20 protein-coding genes, 9 tRNA genes and 1 other annotated feature are annotated in these 22,492 nt (G+C 39.5%); of the genes, 4 read left to right on the forward strand and 25 right to left on the reverse strand.

Annotated elements, in window-relative coordinates; translation table 11 throughout:
* From pstA to phoU, 4 genes are all read right to left on the reverse strand, one after another.
* Nucleotides 1–888: a phosphate ABC transporter permease PstA gene (gene pstA / locus FD16_RS09455; protein WP_010623065.1), complete on the reverse strand. Its 888-nt coding sequence runs from the start codon at nucleotides 886–888 to the stop codon at nucleotides 1–3.
* Nucleotides 878–1,855, reverse strand: a complete 978-nt coding sequence (pstC, locus tag FD16_RS09460) for a phosphate ABC transporter permease subunit PstC (protein WP_010623064.1) — start codon at nucleotides 1,853–1,855, stop codon at nucleotides 878–880. Before pstC ends, pstA begins: the two co-directional genes overlap by 11 nt.
* Nucleotides 1,855–2,751, reverse strand: coding sequence for a phosphate ABC transporter substrate-binding protein PstS family protein (locus FD16_RS09465; RefSeq protein WP_010623063.1), 897 nt, complete (start codon nucleotides 2,749–2,751; stop codon nucleotides 1,855–1,857). Before FD16_RS09465 ends, pstC begins: the two co-directional genes overlap by 1 nt.
* Before the next feature lie 353 nt (nucleotides 2,752–3,104).
* Nucleotides 3,105–3,824: a phosphate signaling complex protein PhoU gene (gene phoU / locus FD16_RS09470; protein ID WP_010623062.1), complete on the reverse strand. Its 720-nt coding sequence runs from the start codon at nucleotides 3,822–3,824 to the stop codon at nucleotides 3,105–3,107.
* Between the two features lie 164 nt (nucleotides 3,825–3,988).
* Between phoU and FD16_RS09475 the strand changes: the two genes are divergently transcribed.
* Entirely contained in the window at nucleotides 3,989–4,720 is a 732-nt protein-coding gene (locus FD16_RS09475; RefSeq protein ID WP_010623061.1) for a winged helix-turn-helix transcriptional regulator, read from the forward strand.
* 180 nt (nucleotides 4,721–4,900) lie between these two features.
* Here the strand turns inward: FD16_RS09475 and FD16_RS09480 are convergent, their stop codons facing one another.
* Both FD16_RS09480 and FD16_RS09485 read right to left on the reverse strand, forming a co-directional pair.
* Entirely contained in the window at nucleotides 4,901–6,052 is a 1,152-nt protein-coding gene (locus FD16_RS09480) for a 5-methyltetrahydropteroyltriglutamate--homocysteine S-methyltransferase (protein ID WP_010623060.1), read from the reverse strand.
* A 191-nt stretch (nucleotides 6,053–6,243) separates the two neighbouring features.
* Nucleotides 6,244–7,371 carry a vitamin B12 independent methionine synthase gene (locus FD16_RS09485; protein ID WP_010623059.1) on the reverse strand — a complete coding sequence of 376 codons (1,128 nt, stop codon included), beginning with the start codon at nucleotides 7,369–7,371 and terminating at the stop codon, nucleotides 6,244–6,246.
* A gap of 84 nt (nucleotides 7,372–7,455) precedes the next feature.
* Nucleotides 7,456–7,688, reverse strand: a binding site (T-box leader).
* A 143-nt stretch (nucleotides 7,689–7,831) separates the two neighbouring features.
* Between FD16_RS09485 and FD16_RS09490 the strand changes: the two genes are divergently transcribed.
* On the forward strand, nucleotides 7,832–9,160 hold the full coding sequence (locus FD16_RS09490) for an APC family permease (RefSeq protein ID WP_010623058.1): 1,329 nt from the start codon (nucleotides 7,832–7,834) through the stop codon (nucleotides 9,158–9,160).
* A gap of 14 nt (nucleotides 9,161–9,174) precedes the next feature.
* The gene (locus tag FD16_RS09495; protein WP_010623057.1) at nucleotides 9,175–9,696 is read left to right on the forward strand and encodes an acyl-CoA thioesterase; all 522 of its coding nucleotides are present in this window, start codon (nucleotides 9,175–9,177) and stop codon (nucleotides 9,694–9,696) included.
* A 56-nt stretch (nucleotides 9,697–9,752) separates the two neighbouring features.
* Here FD16_RS09495 and pdxT read toward each other — a convergent pair whose 3' ends face one another.
* Together pdxT and pdxS are read right to left on the reverse strand one after the other, a co-directional pair.
* On the reverse strand, nucleotides 9,753–10,322 hold the full coding sequence (gene pdxT / locus FD16_RS09500) for a pyridoxal 5'-phosphate synthase glutaminase subunit PdxT (protein ID WP_010623056.1): 570 nt from the start codon (nucleotides 10,320–10,322) through the stop codon (nucleotides 9,753–9,755).
* Between the two features lie 13 nt (nucleotides 10,323–10,335).
* Nucleotides 10,336–11,220: a pyridoxal 5'-phosphate synthase lyase subunit PdxS gene (gene pdxS, locus FD16_RS09505; protein WP_010623055.1), complete on the reverse strand. Its 885-nt coding sequence runs from the start codon at nucleotides 11,218–11,220 to the stop codon at nucleotides 10,336–10,338.
* Between the two features lie 114 nt (nucleotides 11,221–11,334).
* Between pdxS and FD16_RS09510 the strand changes: the two genes are divergently transcribed.
* Entirely contained in the window at nucleotides 11,335–12,771 is a 1,437-nt protein-coding gene (locus FD16_RS09510) for an aminotransferase-like domain-containing protein (RefSeq protein WP_056938550.1), read from the forward strand.
* Nucleotides 12,772–13,164: 393 nt separating this feature from the next.
* On the opposite strand, the gene nrdG is transcribed toward FD16_RS09510, so the two are convergent.
* From nrdG to FD16_RS09595, 17 genes are all read right to left on the reverse strand, one after another.
* Complete coding sequence (gene nrdG, locus FD16_RS09515; RefSeq protein WP_010623052.1) at nucleotides 13,165–13,746, reverse strand: anaerobic ribonucleoside-triphosphate reductase activating protein; 582 nt, start codon at nucleotides 13,744–13,746, stop codon at nucleotides 13,165–13,167.
* Entirely contained in the window at nucleotides 13,691–15,904 is a 2,214-nt protein-coding gene (gene nrdD / locus FD16_RS09520; protein WP_010623051.1) for an anaerobic ribonucleoside-triphosphate reductase, read from the reverse strand. The genes nrdG and nrdD overlap by 56 nt, the downstream gene beginning before the upstream one ends.
* A 353-nt stretch (nucleotides 15,905–16,257) precedes the next feature.
* Nucleotides 16,258–16,815: a hypothetical protein gene (locus FD16_RS09525; RefSeq protein ID WP_010623050.1), complete on the reverse strand. Its 558-nt coding sequence runs from the start codon at nucleotides 16,813–16,815 to the stop codon at nucleotides 16,258–16,260.
* Nucleotides 16,816–16,836: 21 nt separating this feature from the next.
* Nucleotides 16,837–17,433, reverse strand: a complete 597-nt coding sequence (locus FD16_RS13100; protein ID WP_010623049.1) for a DUF1801 domain-containing protein — start codon at nucleotides 17,431–17,433, stop codon at nucleotides 16,837–16,839.
* 139 nt (nucleotides 17,434–17,572) lie between these two features.
* Nucleotides 17,573–18,253 (reverse strand): amino acid ABC transporter permease, encoded by a 681-nt coding sequence (locus tag FD16_RS09535; protein WP_010623048.1) that lies wholly within the window; start codon nucleotides 18,251–18,253, stop codon nucleotides 17,573–17,575.
* Between the two features lie 13 nt (nucleotides 18,254–18,266).
* Nucleotides 18,267–19,100, reverse strand: coding sequence for a transporter substrate-binding domain-containing protein (locus FD16_RS09540; RefSeq protein ID WP_010623047.1), 834 nt, complete (start codon nucleotides 19,098–19,100; stop codon nucleotides 18,267–18,269).
* Between the two features lie 637 nt (nucleotides 19,101–19,737).
* Nucleotides 19,738–20,388 carry an HAD family hydrolase gene (locus FD16_RS09545; protein WP_010623046.1) on the reverse strand — a complete coding sequence of 217 codons (651 nt, stop codon included), beginning with the start codon at nucleotides 20,386–20,388 and terminating at the stop codon, nucleotides 19,738–19,740.
* 63 nt (nucleotides 20,389–20,451) lie between these two features.
* Entirely contained in the window at nucleotides 20,452–20,961 is a 510-nt protein-coding gene (locus tag FD16_RS09550; RefSeq protein ID WP_010623045.1) for a methylated-DNA--[protein]-cysteine S-methyltransferase, read from the reverse strand.
* A gap of 530 nt (nucleotides 20,962–21,491) precedes the next feature.
* A tRNA-Leu gene (locus FD16_RS09555) sits at nucleotides 21,492–21,576 on the reverse strand.
* A 31-nt stretch (nucleotides 21,577–21,607) separates the two neighbouring features.
* Nucleotides 21,608–21,678, reverse strand: a tRNA-Cys gene (locus FD16_RS09560).
* Nucleotides 21,679–21,765: 87 nt separating this feature from the next.
* A tRNA-His gene (locus tag FD16_RS09565) sits at nucleotides 21,766–21,838 on the reverse strand.
* A gap of 17 nt (nucleotides 21,839–21,855) precedes the next feature.
* Nucleotides 21,856–21,926: transfer RNA gene (locus FD16_RS09570), tRNA-Trp, on the reverse strand.
* An 8-nt stretch (nucleotides 21,927–21,934) separates the two neighbouring features.
* Nucleotides 21,935–22,017, reverse strand: a tRNA-Tyr gene (locus FD16_RS09575).
* A 5-nt stretch (nucleotides 22,018–22,022) separates the two neighbouring features.
* Nucleotides 22,023–22,095 (reverse strand) — tRNA-Phe (locus FD16_RS09580).
* Between the two features lie 70 nt (nucleotides 22,096–22,165).
* Nucleotides 22,166–22,238: transfer RNA gene (locus FD16_RS09585), tRNA-Val, on the reverse strand.
* A gap of 7 nt (nucleotides 22,239–22,245) precedes the next feature.
* A tRNA-Glu gene (locus FD16_RS09590) sits at nucleotides 22,246–22,317 on the reverse strand.
* Between the two features lie 6 nt (nucleotides 22,318–22,323).
* Nucleotides 22,324–22,415: transfer RNA gene (locus tag FD16_RS09595), tRNA-Ser, on the reverse strand.
* Nucleotides 22,416–22,492 lie beyond the last annotated feature (77 nt).

Here is a 22,492-nt window from a genome sequence, read left to right on the forward strand (position 1 = left end):
CTATTTGACGGCTGTCATTTTGAGATAAACAAGGTTGCCAAATGCACGTGCGCCCAGATTAAACATTAAAATCACAATAATCAAAACTGCAGATGCACCACTAGATATTAGATGTGCGTCCGGTGTTATTCCCTCAGTATTAAGTTTCCAAATGTGCACAGCTAACGTTTCTGCTGGCCGCATTGGGTTTAAAAAGCTTGTTGCACTTAGCGGATTGAAGTTTAAGTAATTGACGGTTGGTGCACTTTGACCGGCAGTGTATATCAATGCTGCTGCTTCACCAAATACCCGTCCAGAACACAGAATGACACCGGTTATGATACCTGGTAGAGCCGCTGGTAACACAATTCCACTGATTGTTTTCCAGTTTGACAAGCCCAATGATAATCCGGCTTCCCTTTGTAGATTTGAAACATTGTGCAATGATTCCTCAATGTTTCTAGTCAGGAGAGGTAAGTTAAAGAACGTTAGTGCGATCGCCCCTGCTAGAATTGAAAATCCAAACCCAAATTTAATTACAAACAGCAAATATCCAAATAATCCGACAACGACGGATGGTAATGAACTTAGTACTTCAATCATTGTTCGAATAACATTTGTAACCCAGTTATCCGCTGCGTATTCAGATAGATATATACCTGCACCCAAAGCGATTGGTAGCGAAATAATCAAAGTTAATACCAACAGATAAAGTGAATTAAACAGTTGGTCTCTGATCCCACCACCCGCACTAAATGCTTCAGCTCCAGATGTTAGGAAATGCCAAGAAATATTTGGGACACCGTTAACCAAAATGTATCCCAATAATCCAGCGAGAATCAACACTACGATTGCTACCAAAACGTAAATCAATCCGGTTGCAATTTGATTAGTCCGTTTAGGATTCATACTTTCGTTTCCCCCAGTTACCGATAAATCTCACGGTCAGATTAAAGAAGAGTGACATTAGAAGTAAAACCAGTGCAAGTGACCAAAGCGCATTGTTAGGTAATGTGCCCATAACTGTATTACCGATTTGAGTCGTTAACTGACTTGTCAATGTTGACGCGGGTGACACTAAGCTATGCGGCATCAAGACGGCGTTGCCAATCACCATTTGCACGGCCAAAGCTTCCCCAAATGCACGAGCCATTCCGAAAACAATGGCAGTTAAAACTCCAGGTGTCGCAGTTTTTAAAACAACCTTACGAATCGTTTGCCATCTTGTAGCCCCCAGTGCCAATGAAGCCTGACGATAATGAATCGGAACGGCTCTCAAGCTGTCTACCGAAAGAGAAGTAACAGTGGGCAAGATCATTACGAAAAGTACCAAAGTCCCCGATAATATTCCAAATCCAGTGCCACCAAACAAGTGACGAACAGCCGGGACAATCACTGACAAGCCAATAAATCCATAAACTACCGAGGGAATCCCGACTAAAAGTTCAGTCACTGCTTGTAGTGCCTTAGTTCCTCTTTGAGGTGCAATTTCTGTCATAAACACTGCCATTGCAATCGCAAATGGTGTCGCCAGTAGCGCTGCCAGCAGCGTGACACCAAAGGATGTGACAATCATCGGAAGCGCCCCCACTTGGGGGTTACCGCTACCATCAACCATCCCCGGATTCCAACTACTGCCAGAGATAAACTGCCAAATACCAACATGGTTTTGAATGAAAGTAGCTAATCCTCGTGAAGTGATGAAGTACAAAATACAAACGACTAACGCCACAATCATTCCAATACTCAAATAACATATTAGTTTACCAAGCTGATCTTCTCGAGTTGCTTTAGATGGTTTTATAAATTTTGATTGAATACTATCTTGTTTTCTAACGAGGTGTTTGGATATATTTTTTTCACCCTGCATTTCCATTAGTGTTCCTCCATTACCTGATTGTTAGCATTTTTGCTGACCTTCATGTCATGAATGCTGATATATCCCATTTTTTTAACTAAATTCTTTTGTTGTTCAGTAGAATCAATATATTTAAGAAATGCTTTTGTCGTTTTGTTTGGTTGGCCCTTAGTATACATATGTTCATATGACCAGATTTTCCACTTATTCGTTTCTACATTCGCACTGGTCGGCGTCACGTTATCAATAGAAAGTTCTTGAAGCGAGCTGTTAATGTACGAAAATGAAAGATAACTGATTGCGCCGGGAGTTGATGAAACGATCTTTTGAACGGTGCCATTTGAATCTTGTTCTTGAGACTTGATGGCACTTTGTCCGTTCATAACTGCTGCTTCAAAAGTTGCTCTCGTCCCACTACCTTTAACACGGTTAACAATCGTAATCTTTTCATTTTTACCGCCGACTTGCTTCCAATTAGTAATTTTGCCAGTAAAAATTTGTCTTAATTGATCCATCGAAACATTTTTGACACCGACGTCCTTATTAACGACTGGTGCAATACCAACAACCGCCACCTGATGGTCAACTAATTTTTTTGAATCAATTCCTTTTTGCTGTTGTGCAAAAATATCTGAATTCCCGATTTGAACTGATCCTTCTTGAACCTGGCTGAGACCAGTTCCTGATCCACCACCCTGAACGGAAATATTTGCGGAGCTATTTTTAGATTGATAATTAGAAGCGGCTTTTTCAACTAAAGGCTGCAGTGCAGTTGATCCGACTGCCGTAATTTTAGCTTGTGACGACGAACTGTTAGATGAACTAGACTTACTATTGGACCCACAAGCCGCCAACCCTAATGCAATTACTCCTAATGCCGCGACTGTGGTAAAGATTCTTTTCTTATTGAACATTTTCGATCTCCCCTTCGAATGCCATTTGTTAACAGAAATAAATCAATCTTTTTAGTACATTCATAATGTAATTCATGAACGTAAAAATCAGAGCAGTTTTTTGTAAAGGTTGTGTAAATTGAATTAGAGTGTGAAAAAACACTGGTTGAGGAGATAAAATGAGGGACAGTTAGGAACTATCGCGTTTTCCGCAATGACTTTCACCTGTACCTTATTCTATGAATTTCGTGTTACTGATCAGGTTTTAGAGAAAGGAATGCTATTAAAATAAAAAACATCAACAAACCGCTCAAGTACAAACGATTTATTGATGTTTTTTTATTTTGCAATTACTAAACGCATGGTTCCGCAACCTATTGCCACTTGTCACTTTCTTCATTGTTCAACAAAGTATGCAACATTTCAGGGTCTGATTTACCCGGATTTAGTTCTGTTAATTCACCTGTACTGTTGTATACAATCCATTCAGCCAGATTAACAATATGGTCACCAACACGTTCTAACAGTCGAGACACCATTAGGTAACTGGAACTAGCTGTAACCGTATCAGCATTTTGCCTCATTGCTGCTGTAATATTATCGCGAATTAAAATGTATTGCTTATCGACCTCAAGATCCGACTTCGCCACTTGTCGTGCAATATCCTCATCACTATGAACATAGGCATCTAAAACCTTTTCCAGCATACTACGAACAGAAGCAGTCATATCTGCAATTGATCCTTCAATTGCTGGTACACGCTGACTGCCACTGACCCGAATTGTTTCACGTGCGATGTTAACCGCATGATCGCCAACACGTTCTAGGTCAGAACTTGCTTTCAAGATACTGATGATGGAACGAAAATCCTCAGCAACCGGCTGCTTCAAAGCAATTAAATTTAGTGCCTGCATTTCAAGATTAGTTTCTTCATCATTAGTCTTTTGATCATTATCAATCACGCTTTGGGCTAGCTGCCGGTCGTGATCGATAAACGCCTTTGTGGACTGATAAATCTGCTCGCTGACATTGATTCCCATTTCCATGAAGTGCCACTTTAATTTTTTTAACTCATCAGAAAATAATTCGTTCATTACGTTGACCTCCTCAGCAATTTGGTCCATTTTATTTATTAGTATATTATTAACACAGTAATGTAAAGTTATTGTAAATATCTGGACAATATTTTATTTTTATGGCATTAATAAACTATAGTTTACAAATTAATTATGTCGTAGCTGGCCGGAGGTGCCATCTAATGAAGCATTTATTACTAATGACCCAGCAACTGCCACTGTTTATTCCAATCAACGCATACTGTAACGAACAGGGCTGGTTCGTTAATAACACAACCAATCCAGATGAGGCACTTTTGACGCTGACCAACCAACCGGTGGCTGCAGTCATATGGGACATTTCATCGACTAACTTTGATCAAACACAAAAAATGATGCCGGATATTCGTAAACACCTGAACGGCCCAATTATCATTCTGGCTAAAGATCGGCATCCGGAACATGCTCAACAATTATTCGCACAACATGTTGATGATTATTTAACTCAGCCATACGACTATCCTGAATTAATTGCAATTCTGAAACAACGGTTTTGGCTGTATGATCAAATCTCTGAGGCTACTGTTACCAGTCAAGAGACTGCAGACAATCAATCGCTTGAAGACAAGGATCAGATTAGCTTTCATAATTTAACGATTGATTTAAAACATTACCGTGTCTTACGAGATGATCAGGATCTAGGTCTAACGCCAAAGGAATTTAAACTATTAAGGTATCTGATGAAGCATCCCAACCAAGTCCTCAGCCGTGAACAATTACTACAGGGAGTTTGGGACTATGATATTCTTGGCACCTCACGGATGGTTGATATTCATATTAGCCATTTGCGTGATAAAATCGAGATGGATCCACAAAACCCTCAATGGTTGAAAACAGTGCGTGGATTTGGGTATGTTTTGAAATCGGAAGCGTAGTAGAAATTTCTTTTTAACTATCAGTTATTATGTAAAAAATCGTTTAATTTTTATAGTCTAAACGTGCTGAACCAGACAAGCATTCATAAAATAACAGAGGAACTGATAACCCGTTCAAAGCTCGAACGTTTTATCAGTTCCTCTGTTATTTTACAATGCCTAAACGTCTGGTTCCGCACTCTAGTCTCCCCAAACATCCTTTGCAACTTCTTTAACTAACTCAATCTTTGCCCACTGCTGGTCTTCAGTAAGAACATTTCCCTCTTCAGTTGATGCAAATCCACATTGAGTGCTTACACATAGTCGGTCTAATGGCACATACTTTGCTGCTTCATGAATACGATCGATAATAGTTTGTTTGTCTTCTAATTCACCATTTTTTGATGTGATTAATCCTAAGACAACTAATTGATCATCTTTAACTTTGGCAAGTGGTTCAAATCCACCGGCACGATCACTATCATATTCCAAAAAGTAAGAATGAACTTTTTCTTCAGTAAATAATGGATCAGCAACACTATCGTAACCACCAGCAGAAGCCCATGTTGAATGGTAATTACCACGGCAATCATGTGTGTTGACAATCAAATCTGCGGGTAATCCTTCAATAAATGCGTTGTTAATTTTAACGTACAACTCTTTATCAGCATCAAGTGTTGCCTGATCAATGGTGTTGGTACCATTCTTAGCACCTGCATGGGAACCTGCAAGCATCCCCCAAGTACAATCATCAAGTTGTAAAACACGTAACCCGGCGTCATACAAATCAATTGCTACCTGCTTATAAGCAGCGGCAATATCCGTGATTAATTCATCTTCTGACGAATAATACTTGTTAGTAGCTTCGATATTTTCTGGCCGATAAAGTTCAGCAATGAATTGAGCTGGAGCAGGAATAGTTTGTTTAGCAGTTTTAGGATCACTTAAATGTTCACGTAAAAATTTAAAATGCTCAACAAACGGATGGCTTTCACCCGTAATCTTTCCAGATAAACGAGCAGTTTCTGCACGTGTTTCTTCATCATTGAAGACGTAACCGCGTTTAAGCGCCGTCTTCTCAACTCCGTTTAGACCCCAGAAGAAATCTAAATGCCACCAACTACGGCGAAACTCACCATCAGTGATTGATTTCAATCCAGCATTCTCTTCTTTTTTTATCAAGTCGATAATCGCATCATCTTCAACCTGTTTTAGTTGATCTGAACTAATTGAACCCGCTGCAAATTGTTTTCGTGCATCTTTTAAATTTTGTGGTCGTAAGAAGCTACCAACAACGTCAAACCTAAATGGCGATGTAGTTCGTTTGGTAAATGTCTGTGTACTTTCTGTCATGATAAAATTCCTCCTAAAATGTTTGTGCCAGTGAATAACAATCCCAGAGATCATCCCCACATAACCAGATCGTCAACACCATCACCAAACAGGAAACATGCCGTGTTTGTTTTATTCAAATGAAGATAAAACACTTTATTTCCTAACATGTCTCGCGTCCCTTTCTTAAAACTGATTCTTTAACCACCTAATTATTTACCCCAAACTTCATCAGCAATTGATTTTACAAGGTCAATTTTTGCCCACTGTTGTTCCTGACTCAAAACATTTCCTTCTTCAGTAGAAGCAAAACCGCACTGCGTTGATAATGCTAGGTTTTCCAATGGTACGTACTTAGTTGCTTCGTTGATGCGATCAATAACATCTTGCCGATTTTCAAGTTTACCATCCTTAGAGGTTACTAATCCAAGAACAATTTTCTTATCGGTCCGACCATTAAATATCTGTTCAAGTGGTCCAAAATCACCATCTCGATCACTATCATACTCAAGGAAGAAACCGTCATAATCAAGTTGGCCCAGATATTTTGCAACAGCTTCGTAACCACCTGAGAATAGGAATGTTGACTTAAAGTTACCACGACAGATGTGAGTTGTGACTGTCAAATCATCTGGTAATCCGGCTAGCAGTTCATTAATCACCTGTGCAGATTCTTCAGCTAACTTAATATACTTAGCATGTTCTTCTGGTTGATCCTTTGTTTCGTTAAGTTTGCTAATTAAGAATGCCCAAGTCGTATCATCGATTTGGATATAGCGAGCACCCAGTTCATAAAAATGAAGAATGGTTTGTTGATAAGCGTCTGCCAATGCGTGTAAATAATCTTGACGATCATCGTAAAAGTTTGGCCAATTATCTGAACGATTGTCCCGGAACAACATTGATGGAGACGGAATTGTTTGCTTAGCAACAGTGCCTTCAGGCAAAATTGAATTCAGATATTCAAATGCGGCAAAGAATGGGTGATTGGGATTATAACTCACTTTTCCTGATAACTCAGCATTGTCTGTACGAGTCTTGGCGCCCTTAAACTTATAACTCTTCTCGTAGTCGTACTTAGCAACGCCGTTTAGGCCCCAAAGAAAGTCCAAATGCCACCAACTGCGACTAAATTCACCATCGGTAACTGCCTTTAATCCATGCGCAGCTTCAATTTCAACTAATTTTTTTATTTCGGCGTGTTGAATCTCAGTAAATTGGTCATCATTGATCTCTCCGGCACGATGCTTTGCCAAAGCATCCTTTAATTCTGGAGTACGTAAAAAGCTACCTACAATGTCGTAACGATATGGTCCAATTTTAGTTTGTGTTGTTGTCATAATTATTCTCCTCAACTTTGATTGCTTTATTTTAGTTACTAAAGAAAAAACCATAAAAAAAATCCCTACCTCTGCTTGCGCAAAAGTAAGGACGATCTTGGCCGTGTTACCACCTTATTTTGGAATGCACTCACATGCATTCCCTTATCGGGTACAATCATACCCTCACGCGGTAATGGGCGTCCCCATGGATATCTTGCATCGCTCGACATCCCTCACTTCAAGACCATATTCGTAACTATTACCAGGTTTCTTCACACCAACCAGAAACTCTCTTAACAGGCTACTGTCACTACTCATCTTTTCATCGTTTTTTAATATTTAAGATGTGACTATCATAAAACGTTCATATAAAATTGTCAAACTTTTTTCTCTAATATCGTTGCCGATTTGCTTTTCAAGCCTATTATTAGTAACATTATAGCCGATACATAGAACACAGAAAGCAAAGGAATTTATCATGAAAAAACAAGAATCAGAAGATGTTGAGCTTAATCGATCACTCGGATTATGGTCAGCATTATCTCTCGTAGTCGGGACCATTATCGGTGTCGGAATTTTTGTGCGTCAATCTGCTGTCTTAGATGATGCAGGCTCCACAACTGGTGCACTCTTAGCATGGCTTGCCGGTGGTATTATCACGCTAACCGCAGGACTCACCATCGCTGAAATTGCATCACAAATGCCGCACACAGGAGGCTTATATGTGTACATGGAGAAAATATACGGACGAATCTGGGGATTCTTATCCGGCTGGATGCAAATCATTATTTATGGTCCAGCAATGATTGCATCCTTAGGGGCATATCTGTCACTACTGTTAATTGATTTTTTCAATATACCACATATTTGGACTGTTCCAATTGCCCTAATCGCTGTTATCTCAGTTGGTGTTCTTAATCTTTTTTCAAATCGCTATGGTGCCACTTTCGCAATCATTACCACTATCTGCAAGTTGGTACCAGTTGCCGCATTAATCATTTTTGGACTGTTTTTTGGCAACCAAAACGCACTTGGTCATTCCATCCAAACTGTCCATCAAAGTGCCGGCGGTTTCGGTGTCGCTATTCTGGCGACATTGTTTGCATTTGACGGCTGGATTTTGGTTGCCAACTTGGGTGGTGAAATTAAGAATCCAAGTAAGCGCCTGCCACAGGCAATTGTCCTTGGTATTTTAGGTGTTTTGGTAATCTACATGCTTGTCACATATGGTGTGTTTCGAAGTCTAACAGCTGAAAAAATCCATCAACTGGGTACTGGCGCAATTCCTTACATGGCGAATAAAGATTTTGGAGCAATTGGTGGAAAGATCCTCAGTATCGGCATTATTATTTCAATTGTCGGTTGCATGAATGGAAAAATTATGACGTTTCCTAGAATCATGTACGCAATGGCCCGTGACCGTGAACTACCATTTCACAAGTTTCTAGCTTACTTGAACCCTAAAACCCGTACACCAATCTGGTGCACCGTCACTACGTTAGCAATTGCTTCAATTATGATCATTTTTTTTGACGCAGATCGATTATCGGAATTATGTATTTTCACCGTTTACTGTTTCTACGTCATGGCATTTTTTGGCCCGACAATTTTACGACATCGCCATCCTAATGTTCATCGCGACTTTTCAATTCCGTTATATCCAATCACACCAATCATTGCCATTGGCGGTTCATTATTCGTCATTGTTAGTGAGATTATGTCAGACTGGCGTGGTGTTTTAATTTCATTTATTTTTGTTATAGTCGGAATTCCTGTATACTACTACCAGCTTAAACATAATAGTTAAATGGGGTTGAATAAATGACACAAGAATCATCTATCACGTGCGGCAACACGTTAGCCGTCACGTCTCACCGAATTTTTCCAGATGAATTAAATGAGCATGGTACTGTATTTGGTGGTGTAACTTTGAATCTAGTTGACCGAGAGGCATCTTTAGCCGCAATGCACGTAGCCCGTGAGACAGTCGTTACAGCTAAAATGGACCATGTTAACTTTATTAAGCCCTTTCGGTTACACGATTCAATGACACTCCAAGCATATGTCACAGGAGTCGGTCACAGATCAATCGAAGTTTTTGCGAAAATCATTGGTGAGAAATTAGAAACTGGTGAACGGTTCTTAGGTTTCACCTGCTTTGCAACATTTGTTATTGAGAATCCAAACGTTACAGTTAAATTTAAGCAAATCATTCCTGAAACCAAAGAACAAAAATCGATGTGTTCAGGCTATCAAGAGCGGTTATCAGCACGAAAAATCGAGCGGGACCATTTAAAATCCTTAAATAAGGAAATTACCATTGACGAACCATGGACTAAATAACGAAAAGGACGAGATCCGACTATTTATCGGTCTCGTCTTTATTTTTCAATAATTAATTATGCGTTGACTCGCTGTTTGCTATCAATTAAATCGATAAACAACTGATGAAATCTTGCATCATTGGTCAATTCAGGATGAAATGCTGTTACCAGTACATTTTCTTGCTTAGCAGCAACAATTCGACCATCTTCCAGCTTAGATAACACAGTTGCCGAATTACCCACACTTTTCAGGTACGGTGCACGAATGAAAACTCCGTGAAATGGCGTATCAAAACCATTAACATCAATCTTTGCTTCAAAGCTTTCACGTTGACGTCCAAATCCGTTGCGTTCCACATCGCCATCAAGTCCGTTCAACGATTCTTTTTGTGCTAGAAGAACTAATCCGGCACAAGTGCCAAATACTGGAAAGCCCTCGGCAACCAGTTGCTTAAGTGGCGCTAACATCTGTTCACGCACTAACAGTTTGCGAATTGTCGTACTTTCACCACCAGGAACGACAATTCCATCAATCCCGTCTAAATCTGGCAATTCATTAATTAATTTAGTGTCTACACCACACTGAGTCAACATATTAACATGCTCACTGACAGCACCTTGTAAATCTAAAACGCCAATTACCATTCTGCCGTCCCCCTTAGATACCGCGATCAGCCATCTTTTGGTCATCTGATAATGTTGAAATGTCAATGCCCTTCATCGGAGCACCAAGGTTTTTTGAAACCTCAGCAATTAACGAATAATCTGTTGGATGAGCAGTGGCAGTCACAATTGCCTTAGCAAACTTAGCTGGATTTTCAGAGTGGAAAATGCCTGAGCCAACGAAGATTCCGTCTGCACCGAGGTTCATCATTAAAGCTGCATCAGCTGGAGTTGCAACACCGCCAGCTGCAAAGTTAATAACTGGCAACTTACCGTCATCATGAACCTGCTTAACTAAATCATACGGAGCACGTAAGTCACGAGCAATTGACATTAACTGATCCACTCCTGCAGCCTGAACGTGGCCAATCTGTTCGTTAACCTTTTCCATGTGGCGAACAGCTTCAATGATATTTCCAGTACCTGGTTCTCCTTTTGTACGTAGCATTGAAGCTCCTTCACCAATTCGACGGAGTGCCTCACCAAGGTTGCGGCAGCCACAAACGAATGGAACCTTGTATTCATTCTTATTGACGTGGTAGTTGTCATCAGCTGGGGTTAAAACTTCACTTTCGTCGATGTAATCAACACCGATTGCTTCCAAAATTCGAGCTTCTGCAATATGACCAATTCGAGCTTTTGCCATTACTGGAATTGTCACAGCATCCATGATTGATTCGATCATGGCTGGATCGGACATCCGAGCGACACCGCCCGCTGCACGAATATCTGATGGGACTCGTTCAAGGGCCATTACGGCCACGGCGCCAGCCTCTTCGGCTACCTTAGCCTGTTCTACATTTGCCACGTCCATAATTACTCCGCCCTTTTGCATTTGTGCCATACCACGTTTTACAAGGGTTGTTCCTGTTTCTGTCATATGTATTCCTCCATCTCTCATTGAAAATTGGCTCTATCTTATGGTATTCTGGGCATGTTTCAAACAACCAATTGGCATGTATTTATACCAACCAATTTTTAAGGAGATCATCCAATGCAGTGGCAATTACCAAGTGGCAAGCAGGCAGCATACCTAAAATTAATCAGTTTAATCAGCCAATCAATTGAGAATGGTGACTTATTACCGGGCGATCATTTGCCACCTGAACGGGAATTGTCCTTACAGTTAGGAATTAATCGGTCAACCATTCAACATGCTTTCAACGAGCTTGTAAGTCGCGGCATCCTAGTACGTAAAGTTGGCAGTGGAACTTGGGTTAATTCCGGTAAATGGGGAGTTTTGTCCCAAGGTGTTAACTGGCAAAGTTACATGACGACCGGTAGATTGGGCGATCCTGAAAATTTCATGATTCGTTTGCGGAATTTGGAGCATGAAAAAGATGTGATTAATCTTGCTCATTCCAGCATTGACACCGATTTATCATTGCCTGTTGACCTAACGGATATGACGGCACGCGATTTAGTAACACAAGAAGCTTCAACCGCAATCAGCGGGGCCCTCGATCTCAAACATCAGTTAAGTAAACATTTGAGCCCGTTCTTGCACCAATCAATTCCTGCATCTCAAATTTTAATTACATCTGGTGCACAACAAGCCTTTTACTTAATTACACAGGGACTTCTGTCTTATGGTGATGCAATTGCGATTGAAGAACCATCATATTTTTATCAATTGTCTCTATTTCAAGCGGCAGGTATTCGGGTTTTTGGAATCCCACTCAAAGAAAATGGTGGCCTTGATTTAGACGTATTGGAACAATTATATTATAAGCACCACCTGCGTTTTTTGTTCGTCAACCCTACCGGGCAAAATCCGACTACTGAAACTATGCCTTTAAAGGACCGTCAAGAATTAATTGAACGGTGTCAGCAACTCAACCTGCCAATTGTTGAAGACGATCCGCTGGGACTAACCAACGCTATCATGAACGATCAAGTGACAACGCTAAAGCAACTTGATCCAAGCAACGTTCTTTATATCGGTTCATTTTCATCGCTCAGTGGTGAAAGCACTCGAATTGGCTGGTTAATTGCACCTCCGGCAATTGTAAACAGACTAGCAGAAATCCGCCAACAAATGGAGGCAGGAATTAGTATTTTCCCTCAGTTAGTTTCCAGTCAGTTACTGAAGCAAAATAACCTAACTGAATTGGTTGACCGTCAAATGCGTTTGCTAAAAAAAAGTAAACAGCGATTGCTAACTGCCTTGAAGCCACTAGTTGATAGAGAACTTGTTGACTATCGATTACCGACACATAGTAATAATATTTGGCTATCCTTGAACAGTAATCAAAAATTCACCAGCTCCGATTACAATACGTTCTTAGATGAAAAGTTACTTGTCAGACCTGATTTTTTGTTTGGTGTTCACGTGAATCATGTGCGAATTAGCTTCACACAGATTAAGGCAGCACAAGTTGAAGAACTCCAAGCACGAATGGAGCGTGTGGTGCTTAAGATGCTGAAATGATCTGATTTTATTAGACTTTGAGGCGTTCATAAAATTATGGATGTCCAACACACCAATCTGAGTTAATCTGTTTTTTCTCATTATTTGGCTGAAACGTGTCATACTGCACAGACACTCATAAAATAAGCACACTTGCACACCAATCCGAGTTATTCTGCTGTTTTTCACTATTTGGCCGAAACGTGTCAAACTGCACAGACGCTCATAAAATAAGCACGCCTGCACACCAATCTGGGTTATTCTGCTGCTTTCCATTATTTGGCTGAAACGTGTCAAACTGCACAGACGCTCATAAAATAAGCACGCCTGCACACCAATCTGCATAGTTCGCAGATTAATGTGCAGGCGTGCTTATTTTACCAGCGTCTAAACGTGCAGTTTGACACTCTGATTCTAATGCACCAACTTATCCCAAATCACGACATCACCATTTTTTAGTGATTCCGGCACGTTAATGATTCTTTGATTTGAACTTCCTCTAAATTGGAGAGTTAGGTCTTTTTTATCAATCAGGAACCTACCGTCCACTAAAATATCAAGCAATGATAGCAGTTCTAACTTGTCATCCGATTCCTGCAGTAATTCATCCCAATTGTAGCCAGTCCATGACCAAATATCTTTGTCATGACCGAATTCTTCACGTACTCGTTTACATAACTTAATACATACCTGGGTATTTAAGAAAGGTTCTCCACCAAGTAGTGTTAACCCTTGGACGTAAGACTCACTCATATCTTTGATAATCTGATCTTCAAGTTCTTGCGTATATGGGTGACCATAGTGAAAGTTTTGAGCAACTTTGTTATAACAACCAGGGCAATTAAATAAACAACCGCTGACATAAATACTGCATCGAACACCTTCCCCATCAACAAAGTTAAATGGTTTATAACTCGCTATATAGCCTAAACTATGGTCTTTAGCCAACCACTCTTTGGGCGTCGGATTGTTTGGCTTTTTCGTGTTCTGCGGCATTCTTAATCATCTCTCCTGACATATGCTTTACTCTTGATGCAATTTCTTTGTGACGACCATGAACCATTGGTCTTTGTTGAGGATTGCCTAGATAGCCACATGTCCGCTTAACAACGTCACAGTATTGAGGATCATGATTGCCACATTGTGGACATTCAAATCCTTTAGCAGTTGCCTTAAAATCACCATGGAATCCACACTTAAAGCACTGATCAATGGCTGTATTAGTACCTAAATAACCAACATGGTCGTAAGCCCAATCCCAAACTGCTTCTAGTGCCTTTGGATTTTGACCCAAATTTGGATATTCACAATAGTGAATGAATCCACCGGCCGCATACTTTGGGAAAACCTCTTCAAAACTTAATTTTTGGAATGGTGTTGGGTGCTTACGAACATCGTAATGAAAACTGTTAGTGTAGTATTCTTTGTCCGTTACATCTTTAATCCGACCAAACTTCTTAATATCAGCTCGACAAAACGTATCAGTCAGTGATTCCGCTGGGGTTGAATACAGGCTGAAATGATACCCTTCTTCTTTTTCCCACTGTTTGCAATCATCCGACATGTACTTCACAATCGACTCCGCAAAATCATGTGCTTCAGCATTATCTTCCCACTGTGAACCAAAGAAAGTGGTGCATACCTCGTACAGTCCAATGTATCCCAGAGAAACAGTTGCTCGACTGTTTTTGAAGACTTCATCAACACTATCGTCCTTGTTTAACCGTTTACCGAACGCGCCATACATATAAAGTAATGGTGCATTCTCGGGCTTTGCTTCCTTAGTCCGATTAATTCGATAGTCTAACGCAATCTTGCATAGATCCATCTTCTCTTCCATAATTTCCCAGAATAAATCCTTATCGCCCTGAGCTTCTAAGGCAATTCTTGGTAAGTTAACAGTCACAACGCCCAAATTCATCCGACCAGAGTTTACTTCAACTCCATTTTCATCCTTCCAACCCTGCAAAAATGAACGACACCCCATTGGCGTCTTAAAACTACCAGTGATTTCTTTGATTTTGTCATACATTAATAGATCGGGATACATCCGTTTAGTTGAACACTCTATTGCTAGCTGCTTAATATCGTAATTAGGATCGTTGGGATCCAAATTTAGCCCTCTCTTAACTGTGAAAATTAATTTAGGGAAAATTGCAGTTCGATGTTCCTTACCCAAGCCTTTGATTCTGATTTGCAAAATTGCACGCTGAATTTCACGTTCAATCCAACTCGTACCAAGGCCAAAGTTAACCGTTGTAAAGGGAGTCTGGCCTTGAGAAGAGTACAAGGTATTAATCTCATATTCCAATGCTTGCATAGCATCGTAAATATCTTTTTTAGTCTTTTTTTGTGCAAATGCTTCACGTTTGTCAGGATCAATCCATTCCTCAGCATCTACCATATGCTTGTCATAGTTTAACTTTGCGTATGGTGCTAAAAGTTGATCAATTCGATTTGCTGAGCAACCACCATACTGTAGCGATGCAACATTGGCGATAATTTGAGCCATTTGTGCGGTTGCAGTTTGAATTGACCTTGGTGAATCGACCCAAGCGTTGCCAATTTTAAAACCGTTCTTCAACATTTCATCAAAGTCAATCAAACAACAGTTAGTTTCAGGAGTCACTGGAGAATAGTCCAGATCGTGCCAATGAATATCGCCACGTAAATGAGCCTTGGCGACCACCTTGGGCATCATTTGCAACCCCAGTGCCCGACTAACTGAACCAGCCTCCAAATCACGTTGCGTATTGAAAACTTTACTATCCTTATTTGCGTTTTCATGAACAACACTATCAGACCGATCAAATAACTTATTCAAGCGGTATGATGGATCCGTTGCTTGCTTAAAACTATCGTTATCAGCATCTGCATGATTTTGAAAAATTTTAGCTAGATCTTCATGATTGATTTCAACCAGACATTCTTTAATTGCCGCAGCAATTTCATCCGTTTCAACTTCCCCACGTTCTCCAAATTGATCGTAAAGGTATTGAAATACTGCGTCACTTGTTTCTTGATCAGCACCGAGTTTCTTCAGTACCAAATTAATTTTGTAAGGATAAAACTTCGTTACTGTTCCATCATTTTTTACAACTTTTAATAATTTTAAAACTGCCAGTTGTGATTCAATTGCCATTTGTAATTTCATTATCAATTCCTCCGAACAATGTTGATGTAACGCCGTTTGTTAACAACGTTTTATATGTATCATTACTAATTATGTTAGACCACAAAGCACAAAAACACAACATGTTGTAGGCCGCTTTTTAGCTTAATACAACATGTTGTGTTTTATACATCATGATTCTGATGCCTGATTTTTGTTTAGTTTTCAATTCAATTAATCATTCGATTAAAGTGCTGAATCCATTTAAAACTGTCACTTCGAAAATACCAATGTATTCATTCTACCTCAAAACCCAACTATTGAAAAGGATTATTTATTACCTGATAATCGAAAATATTCACAAAAAAATTTGAATTATTTTGCATGTATTAAAATTATCGACGTGCCCTCTTTTCTCTCTTCCGTCTCGCAATTGCTGCTTTAACACGAGGCTCTTTTCTAATCAGCATGATAGTATAAACAAAGCTGGCCACGGCTGACTGCAGGTATACATACCAGCTTGAGGATGAGCTAAAATTACGAACAGTAAAAAGATCCTTTAGCAGCTCAGAACGAACCTCATCTGTCACATCAACATGTTCACCATCCATCATTGCAAAGCCAATGCCAAATGCTAATATAATTGCCCAACCAATCAAGTATTGTAAGTTGCGCTTAAGCTTAACAATTTTTCTGTGCCGTTTATCATACTCCTCTGTCGGTTTTAATTGCGCTCCACTGGCTTGAATCAAAGCTGCAACAATTCCTACACCAACCGTTGTTATGATTGAAACAAACGTCACTTTCTCATCATTGTTGAAAAGTGAAATTGCCGCCATAATTAAACTATAAGTAGGAATAGTAATTGCTTCAAATCTAGCTATTGGTTCGTATTTAAATGCATTTCTAGTAAATGCGATAATTGCAAGGACCAGAATAACAATCCCAATCATAACGAATAATTCTCCATTCTTTTAACTACGAGGATGCCATGCCATTTTCATATAAACATCCCCATGTTTTAACTCATCAATCATTTGACCGTACCGTTTTTGACGAGTTTCTTCTCTTTTGGCCTGTGTGATCCACATCATGTAATCATTACGCTGATATGCAGGGCGTTGTTGATACGCATCTGTCAGATTGGACACAGACAGTCCTTGTTTCACCCATTTGGGCATTTCATATATTTGTCTTTTAGTCCGAGTCTTGCTGGGCTGAGGATTTGTGTGTCGTTCAACAGCGTCATTCAATCTTTGAGTAACAATCTTTTTAATTAATTTTTCAGGTAGCGGGTGGTCGTACTCAAAATGAATACTTCCTTTAGTTGTCTGATAACCCTCAAGATCAAGTGCAAACTCTTTTATCACATATCCGGCTGGGTATAATCCAATGTGATGTTTATTATCGATAAAATGAACCAACAATTCATATTGATAAAACGTCGGCATTCCGTAGGGAATTCTTTCTTCGGCGTCCGGCAACTGTTCCTTTAATAATTGGTACATTTGATTCAGCATTGGCTGATGATCAGCTGGAGCCGTCTTAATATAGTCAGTAATAACCGTCATATGCTCACCCCTGTTCGCAAACATCATATCATAATCAATCGCATGGTTGGTGCACACGCGATAAATATTGATAGCAAAAAACGTAGAAACCAACTGCAAATTTCAGCAATCGACTTCTACGTCTTTTATAAACTATCTGTTATCTAGCGTACTTACTACCCATTCTTCTTTCAAACAGTTGCATAAACTGTGACATTACTTGAGTCAAAATGAAGTAGATGACCGCTGCAACAATCAGTGGTGGCACGAAGTTGTATAGTGTTCCACCAACACCAAGTGCTTGTGCGGTAACTTCTTGAACACCAATATAGAACAATACTGATGATTCCTTAATCAAGGTAATAAATTCATTACCCAGGGCAGGAAGAATATTTCTCACAGCCTGTGGCAAGACAATCGAGAACATTGTTTGACGGCTACTTAGTCCTAACGATAATCCAGCTTCTGTTTGACCGTTTGAAATCGAAATAATTCCTGAACGGAAAATTTCTGAAGTATACGCACCTGAGTTAATTCCTAATGCAATCGCACCTGGAATGACACGATCTAATCCTGATCCCAAGAACTGGATTGAAGGAATTGGTAAAACATTCGATAGCGTATAGTAAATCAACATAACTTGAATCATTGACGGAGTGCCCCGGACAATCGAAACATAAATTCTAGAGATCCATTGAAAAATCCGAATACGTGACAAGCGCATTAGAACAAGCAACAGTCCTAACAGGATACCTAGTGCAACACCGATGATTGATATAATTACCGTTAATGCAGTTCCGTCTAAAAATAACGGATAATACTGACCTAGCCAACTAAACATTTAACTACCTCTCTTACTTTGTTGAATCTCCATACTTAGACTGAATTTCTTGAGACTTCTGTAATAACTTGTTCATCTCGCCGCTCTTTTGTAACTTAGTAATAACCTTATTAACCCTGTTCAACAACTTCTTATCGCCTTTACGAACAGCAACATTGATATAACGTTGTGACTTAGGTGTGGTCAAGCTAACCTTAGCAACAGCATACTTGTCAGGGTAGTTCTTCAAATAGTTATCAGCGATTTCATTTTCAACGACAACCCCATCAAGCTTACCCTTTAAAAGCTCAGTCGTTAAACTGGTAACTAATCCTTCTGAAACAACGTTTGCTTTGGTTTGATCCTTAGCAATTGATTCTTGTGTGGTTGTTTGCTGTGCACCAATTTGTGCACCCTTAGTATCAGCAATTGTATTGAACTTATTTGCTTCATCTTTACGAACAAGTAAGACGTTTTTCACAGTGTAATAACTCTTTGAAAAGGCAACTTGCTTCTTACGTGGTGTAGTTGAAACCATTCCGGCCATGACCAAGTCCACTTTATTACCCTTCAAATCGGAAATTAATGAAGAAAATTCTGTGTTTTGAACTTTCAATTTAACGCCAAGATTCTTAGCAATCTTTTGGGCAATTAAAATATCAAAACCTGTGATTTGCTTCTTGCCATTCTTAACAATTGGAAATTCAAATGGTGCGTAATCTGCAGAAGTTCCAACCGTTAAAGTACCCTTATCCTGAATCTTTTTAACACTGTTGTCACTGCTCTTACCACAGCCTGCTAATCCGATAGATAAGACCATCACCAACCCCATTGCAACTAACCAACTTTTTTTCATCCACTTCTTCATACAATTGTCCTCCTACAATTTTATGTAAATAAACATCATCCTTGAATATTTATCCACATCCCTATTTACTACCATAATCTCTAATCCCATTAGTAATGCAATTATGCTCGAATAATGATTTATAATCAATGAATAAAATTGCTTTTTTACGTTAAAGACATCATAAAGGAATTATAGAATAAAATCAAGCAAAAAACGCAAAAAAATGCATATTAATTCTAATTATATGGTTTTTATTGTTAAATAATGCATAAACGTTACACTTGAATTGCCATCACAACAGCATGATATCGGTTTCAAAATTAAACTTAACTACCATTAGTAGTTTGAAATATTTATTTTGACGTTTAAGTTTTATTTACTTAAATCATTCTATTACATATAGTCACGTCTATAAGATGACTGTATTACACAATTAATGAAATTAGAATAAAAATAAAGAACTAGCAGAAAACCACCTTCCACTGGCTCTTTTAGTTACGCAAATAAAAAAAGCCAATCACCCTGCAGAAAGTGATTAGCCATAAATCCAAAGACCAAGATGAATTTATACGGACGAATATAGCACGTATTTCCGAACGATGCAAAGCATATTGCCAAGCTTTAGAATTAATCAAAAGTCTTTTATATTTCGTAATTATTGCAATGATAGAATGTCATTTACTTGTTCAAAGATATAGTCTGGCTTTGAACCAACCAACATTTTCAGATCATGTGCTCCCCAGGTTACTGCGGCGGTTTTGACATGCGCGGCTTGTCCCATTTGAACGTCAAAAATCGCATCACCAATCATTATTGTTTCATCACTTATCAAATTAAATTGTCTTTCAATCAATAATATGCCATCGGGTGCAGGTTTATAATGCTCTACTTGATCGAACCCAGAAACACCATCAAAGTACTGATCGATATTCAATTGTTGTAAATTACGTTGAAGTGGCGTGGAATGCTTACTTGATACAACAAATATTTTTTTCTGATGCTGATGCAATTTAGAAAGTACTAATGGAATATTTGGAAATGTTGTCATATTTTCTTGTTCAATGCTTTGGTATAGCTTTCTAAATGTGCTAAGAAGCGTTTGAAATTCTCTTTCAGTATATGTGTAATCTGGATTCATTTTCTTGAACGACTCTTCAATTGGTACACCCATGTAGTATTCAATTAGAGATTTACTAGGTTCTGAATAGCCTAATTGTTTAAAAGCAGATTGTGTGGCAAGAACTCCCGTTTCTCCAGAGTCAGCCAAAGTCCCATCGAAATCAAAAATAAAATTTTTTATTGGCATGTTTTTCTCCATTATTTTTATGACATTCATATTTGTACCAAGTAAAGTTACTACAACTTTGTTTCATGCTAGATTTGTAACACCTTCTAGTTTAAGTAGAGCAATCTTTCTATTAACACCACCGGCATATCCAGTTAGCGATCCGTCGCTACCAATAACTCGATGACAAGGTATAATAATCGAAATTGGGTTGTGACCAACTGCTCCACCAACCGCTCGTGATGAATTAGTCTTCTTAGCAACGTTGTGCTGCAGAGCATCAGATATTTCTTTGTATGACATTGTTTGACCATAAGGAATCTGCTGAAGAACATTCAATACCCGTTTTCTAAATTCAGTGACTTGCGGGTCCAATGGCAAACTTTGAGGACTTGGACGTTCACCATCAAAGTAAGCTGTTAACCATTCTGATGCTCGTTTATTTGGTTCATTCAATTCATCTTTTATTGTTTTCATATCATAATTAGCCGCAAAATACTTTTGATCATTAAACCATAGTCCTAGTATATTTTGATCATCGCTCACTAGGGTCATGTCCCCAAGTGGTGAATGATATAAATGTGAAAATAACATATCCATACCCTTCTTATTTTTTTAGCTACACTGAGTATACCAGCAAACAAACTATGTTGATATCATTATATGGCTGTCTAATTTTGATCAATGTTAAATACAATTACTCTGTAATCTACCTTTAGGCGAATAAACAGCGTTCAATTTGTACTCCATTTTTTCAAATGTAATTCGGCAAAGGATAAAATCCACTATATGTAATAAAATTTATGTAAATAAACGTAAAAAATGCATTCACAGGTTCCTTAACCAAATTGCAAGTTCAAGACTTACGCTGCCCAGAGGGCTATTCAAGTCTTATCTGGCGTTTTCACAAAGAAAACGGATCGTCCAAACGTGCTTCACATCAACGATAGATAAGTGCTTGGCACACTTTTCTTCACAGAGGGTAAATGTGTGCCAAAATGTGTGCCAAGTATTTCATATTTCTGATCTTTTTTTAGCTTTTTTGCAAGTTTCGAAAACAAACAAAAGCCCCGTAAACTCAACGTTTACGAGGCTTTCTAACCAAATTGCAAGTCCAAGATTTATGCCGCCGGTGGGGGTCGAACCCACACTCCCTTAACGGGAACTGGATTTTGAGTCCAGCGCGTCTGCCAATTCCGCCACAGCGGCATCAAACCAAATCTAAAACTTGTCTTGCAAAAGGTGGTAACCGGATTTGAACCGGTGATGAAGGTTTTGCAGACCTCTGCCTTACCACTTGGCTATACCACCATGTTGCAACTACGACCGAGCCTTACTTGCAAACATGATGGAGTTAAAGTCACAACATCATCACTCTCAGCTAAAACCCAATCAAAGGGCGGTAGGTGGGAATCGAACCCACGCGTGCCGGATCCACAAACCGGTGTGTTAACCACTTCACCACTACCGCCAAGATATTCAGTTAAGCAGGGATAGTAGGAGTTGAACCCACACTGACGGTTTTGGAGACCGTAGTTCTACCATTAAACTATATCCCTATAAAAAATGGAGGGGAGTGGATTCGAACCACCGAACCCGAAGGAGCGGATTTACAGTCCGCCGCGTTTAGCCAGACTTCGCTACCCCTCCATAAATGGCGCGGGACGGAATCGAACCGCCGACACACGGAGCTTCAATCCGTTGCTCTACCAACTGAGCTACCGAGCCATTGAGGTAACTATTAAAATAACAATAATAATGATACGCTTCTCAATATGAAAATGCAACTTATCATTAATGGAGGATACAGGGCTCGAACCTGTGACCCTCTGCTTGTAAGGCAGACGCTCTCCCAACTGAGCTAATCCTCCATGGAAGTGACCCGTACGGGATTTGAACCCATGTTACCGCCGTGAAAGGGCGGTGTCTTAACCACTTGACCAACGGGTCATACAACGGAGAGTAAGGGATTCGAACCCTTGAAACAGGCTTTAACCCGTTTACATCATTTCCAATGATGCTCCTTCGGCCAGCTCGGACAACTCTCCAGTATCCAAGGCCCCCAAAACTTAAGGTGCCAAAGTATTCAATTTCGCATGGCAACGTCCTACCCTTGCAGGGAGCG

Source organism: Paucilactobacillus suebicus DSM 5007 = KCTC 3549, assembly GCF_001434475.1.
Lineage (GTDB): Bacteria > Bacillota > Bacilli > Lactobacillales > Lactobacillaceae > Paucilactobacillus > Paucilactobacillus suebicus.

What these genes read in the sequence shown, in the direction of transcription:
- pstA (WP_010623065.1), bottom strand. Translation starts at nt 888, where the DNA reads ATGAATCCTAAACGGACTAATCAAATTGCAACCGGATTGATTTACGTT.
- pstC (WP_010623064.1), bottom strand. Translation starts at nt 1,855, where the DNA reads ATGGAAATGCAGGGTGAAAAAAATATATCCAAACACCTCGTTAGAAAA.
- FD16_RS09465 (WP_010623063.1), bottom strand. Translation starts at nt 2,751, where the DNA reads ATGTTCAATAAGAAAAGAATCTTTACCACAGTCGCGGCATTAGGAGTA.
- phoU (WP_010623062.1), bottom strand. Translation starts at nt 3,824, where the DNA reads ATGAACGAATTATTTTCTGATGAGTTAAAAAAATTAAAGTGGCACTTC.
- FD16_RS09475 (WP_010623061.1), top strand. Translation starts at nt 3,989, where the DNA reads ATGAAGCATTTATTACTAATGACCCAGCAACTGCCACTGTTTATTCCA.
- FD16_RS09480 (WP_010623060.1), bottom strand. Translation starts at nt 6,052, where the DNA reads ATGACAGAAAGTACACAGACATTTACCAAACGAACTACATCGCCATTT.
- FD16_RS09485 (WP_010623059.1), bottom strand. Translation starts at nt 7,371, where the DNA reads ATGACAACAACACAAACTAAAATTGGACCATATCGTTACGACATTGTA.
- FD16_RS09490 (WP_010623058.1), top strand. Translation starts at nt 7,832, where the DNA reads ATGAAAAAACAAGAATCAGAAGATGTTGAGCTTAATCGATCACTCGGA.
- FD16_RS09495 (WP_010623057.1), top strand. Translation starts at nt 9,175, where the DNA reads ATGACACAAGAATCATCTATCACGTGCGGCAACACGTTAGCCGTCACG.
- pdxT (WP_010623056.1), bottom strand. Translation starts at nt 10,322, where the DNA reads ATGGTAATTGGCGTTTTAGATTTACAAGGTGCTGTCAGTGAGCATGTT.
- pdxS (WP_010623055.1), bottom strand. Translation starts at nt 11,220, where the DNA reads ATGACAGAAACAGGAACAACCCTTGTAAAACGTGGTATGGCACAAATG.
- FD16_RS09510 (WP_056938550.1), top strand. Translation starts at nt 11,335, where the DNA reads ATGCAGTGGCAATTACCAAGTGGCAAGCAGGCAGCATACCTAAAATTA.
- nrdG (WP_010623052.1), bottom strand. Translation starts at nt 13,746, where the DNA reads ATGCCGCAGAACACGAAAAAGCCAAACAATCCGACGCCCAAAGAGTGG.
- nrdD (WP_010623051.1), bottom strand. Translation starts at nt 15,904, where the DNA reads ATGAAATTACAAATGGCAATTGAATCACAACTGGCAGTTTTAAAATTA.
- FD16_RS09525 (WP_010623050.1), bottom strand. Translation starts at nt 16,815, where the DNA reads ATGATTGGGATTGTTATTCTGGTCCTTGCAATTATCGCATTTACTAGA.
- FD16_RS13100 (WP_010623049.1), bottom strand. Translation starts at nt 17,433, where the DNA reads ATGACGGTTATTACTGACTATATTAAGACGGCTCCAGCTGATCATCAG.
- FD16_RS09535 (WP_010623048.1), bottom strand. Translation starts at nt 18,253, where the DNA reads ATGTTTAGTTGGCTAGGTCAGTATTATCCGTTATTTTTAGACGGAACT.
- FD16_RS09540 (WP_010623047.1), bottom strand. Translation starts at nt 19,100, where the DNA reads ATGAAGAAGTGGATGAAAAAAAGTTGGTTAGTTGCAATGGGGTTGGTG.
- FD16_RS09545 (WP_010623046.1), bottom strand. Translation starts at nt 20,388, where the DNA reads ATGCCAATAAAAAATTTTATTTTTGATTTCGATGGGACTTTGGCTGAC.
- FD16_RS09550 (WP_010623045.1), bottom strand. Translation starts at nt 20,961, where the DNA reads ATGTTATTTTCACATTTATATCATTCACCACTTGGGGACATGACCCTA.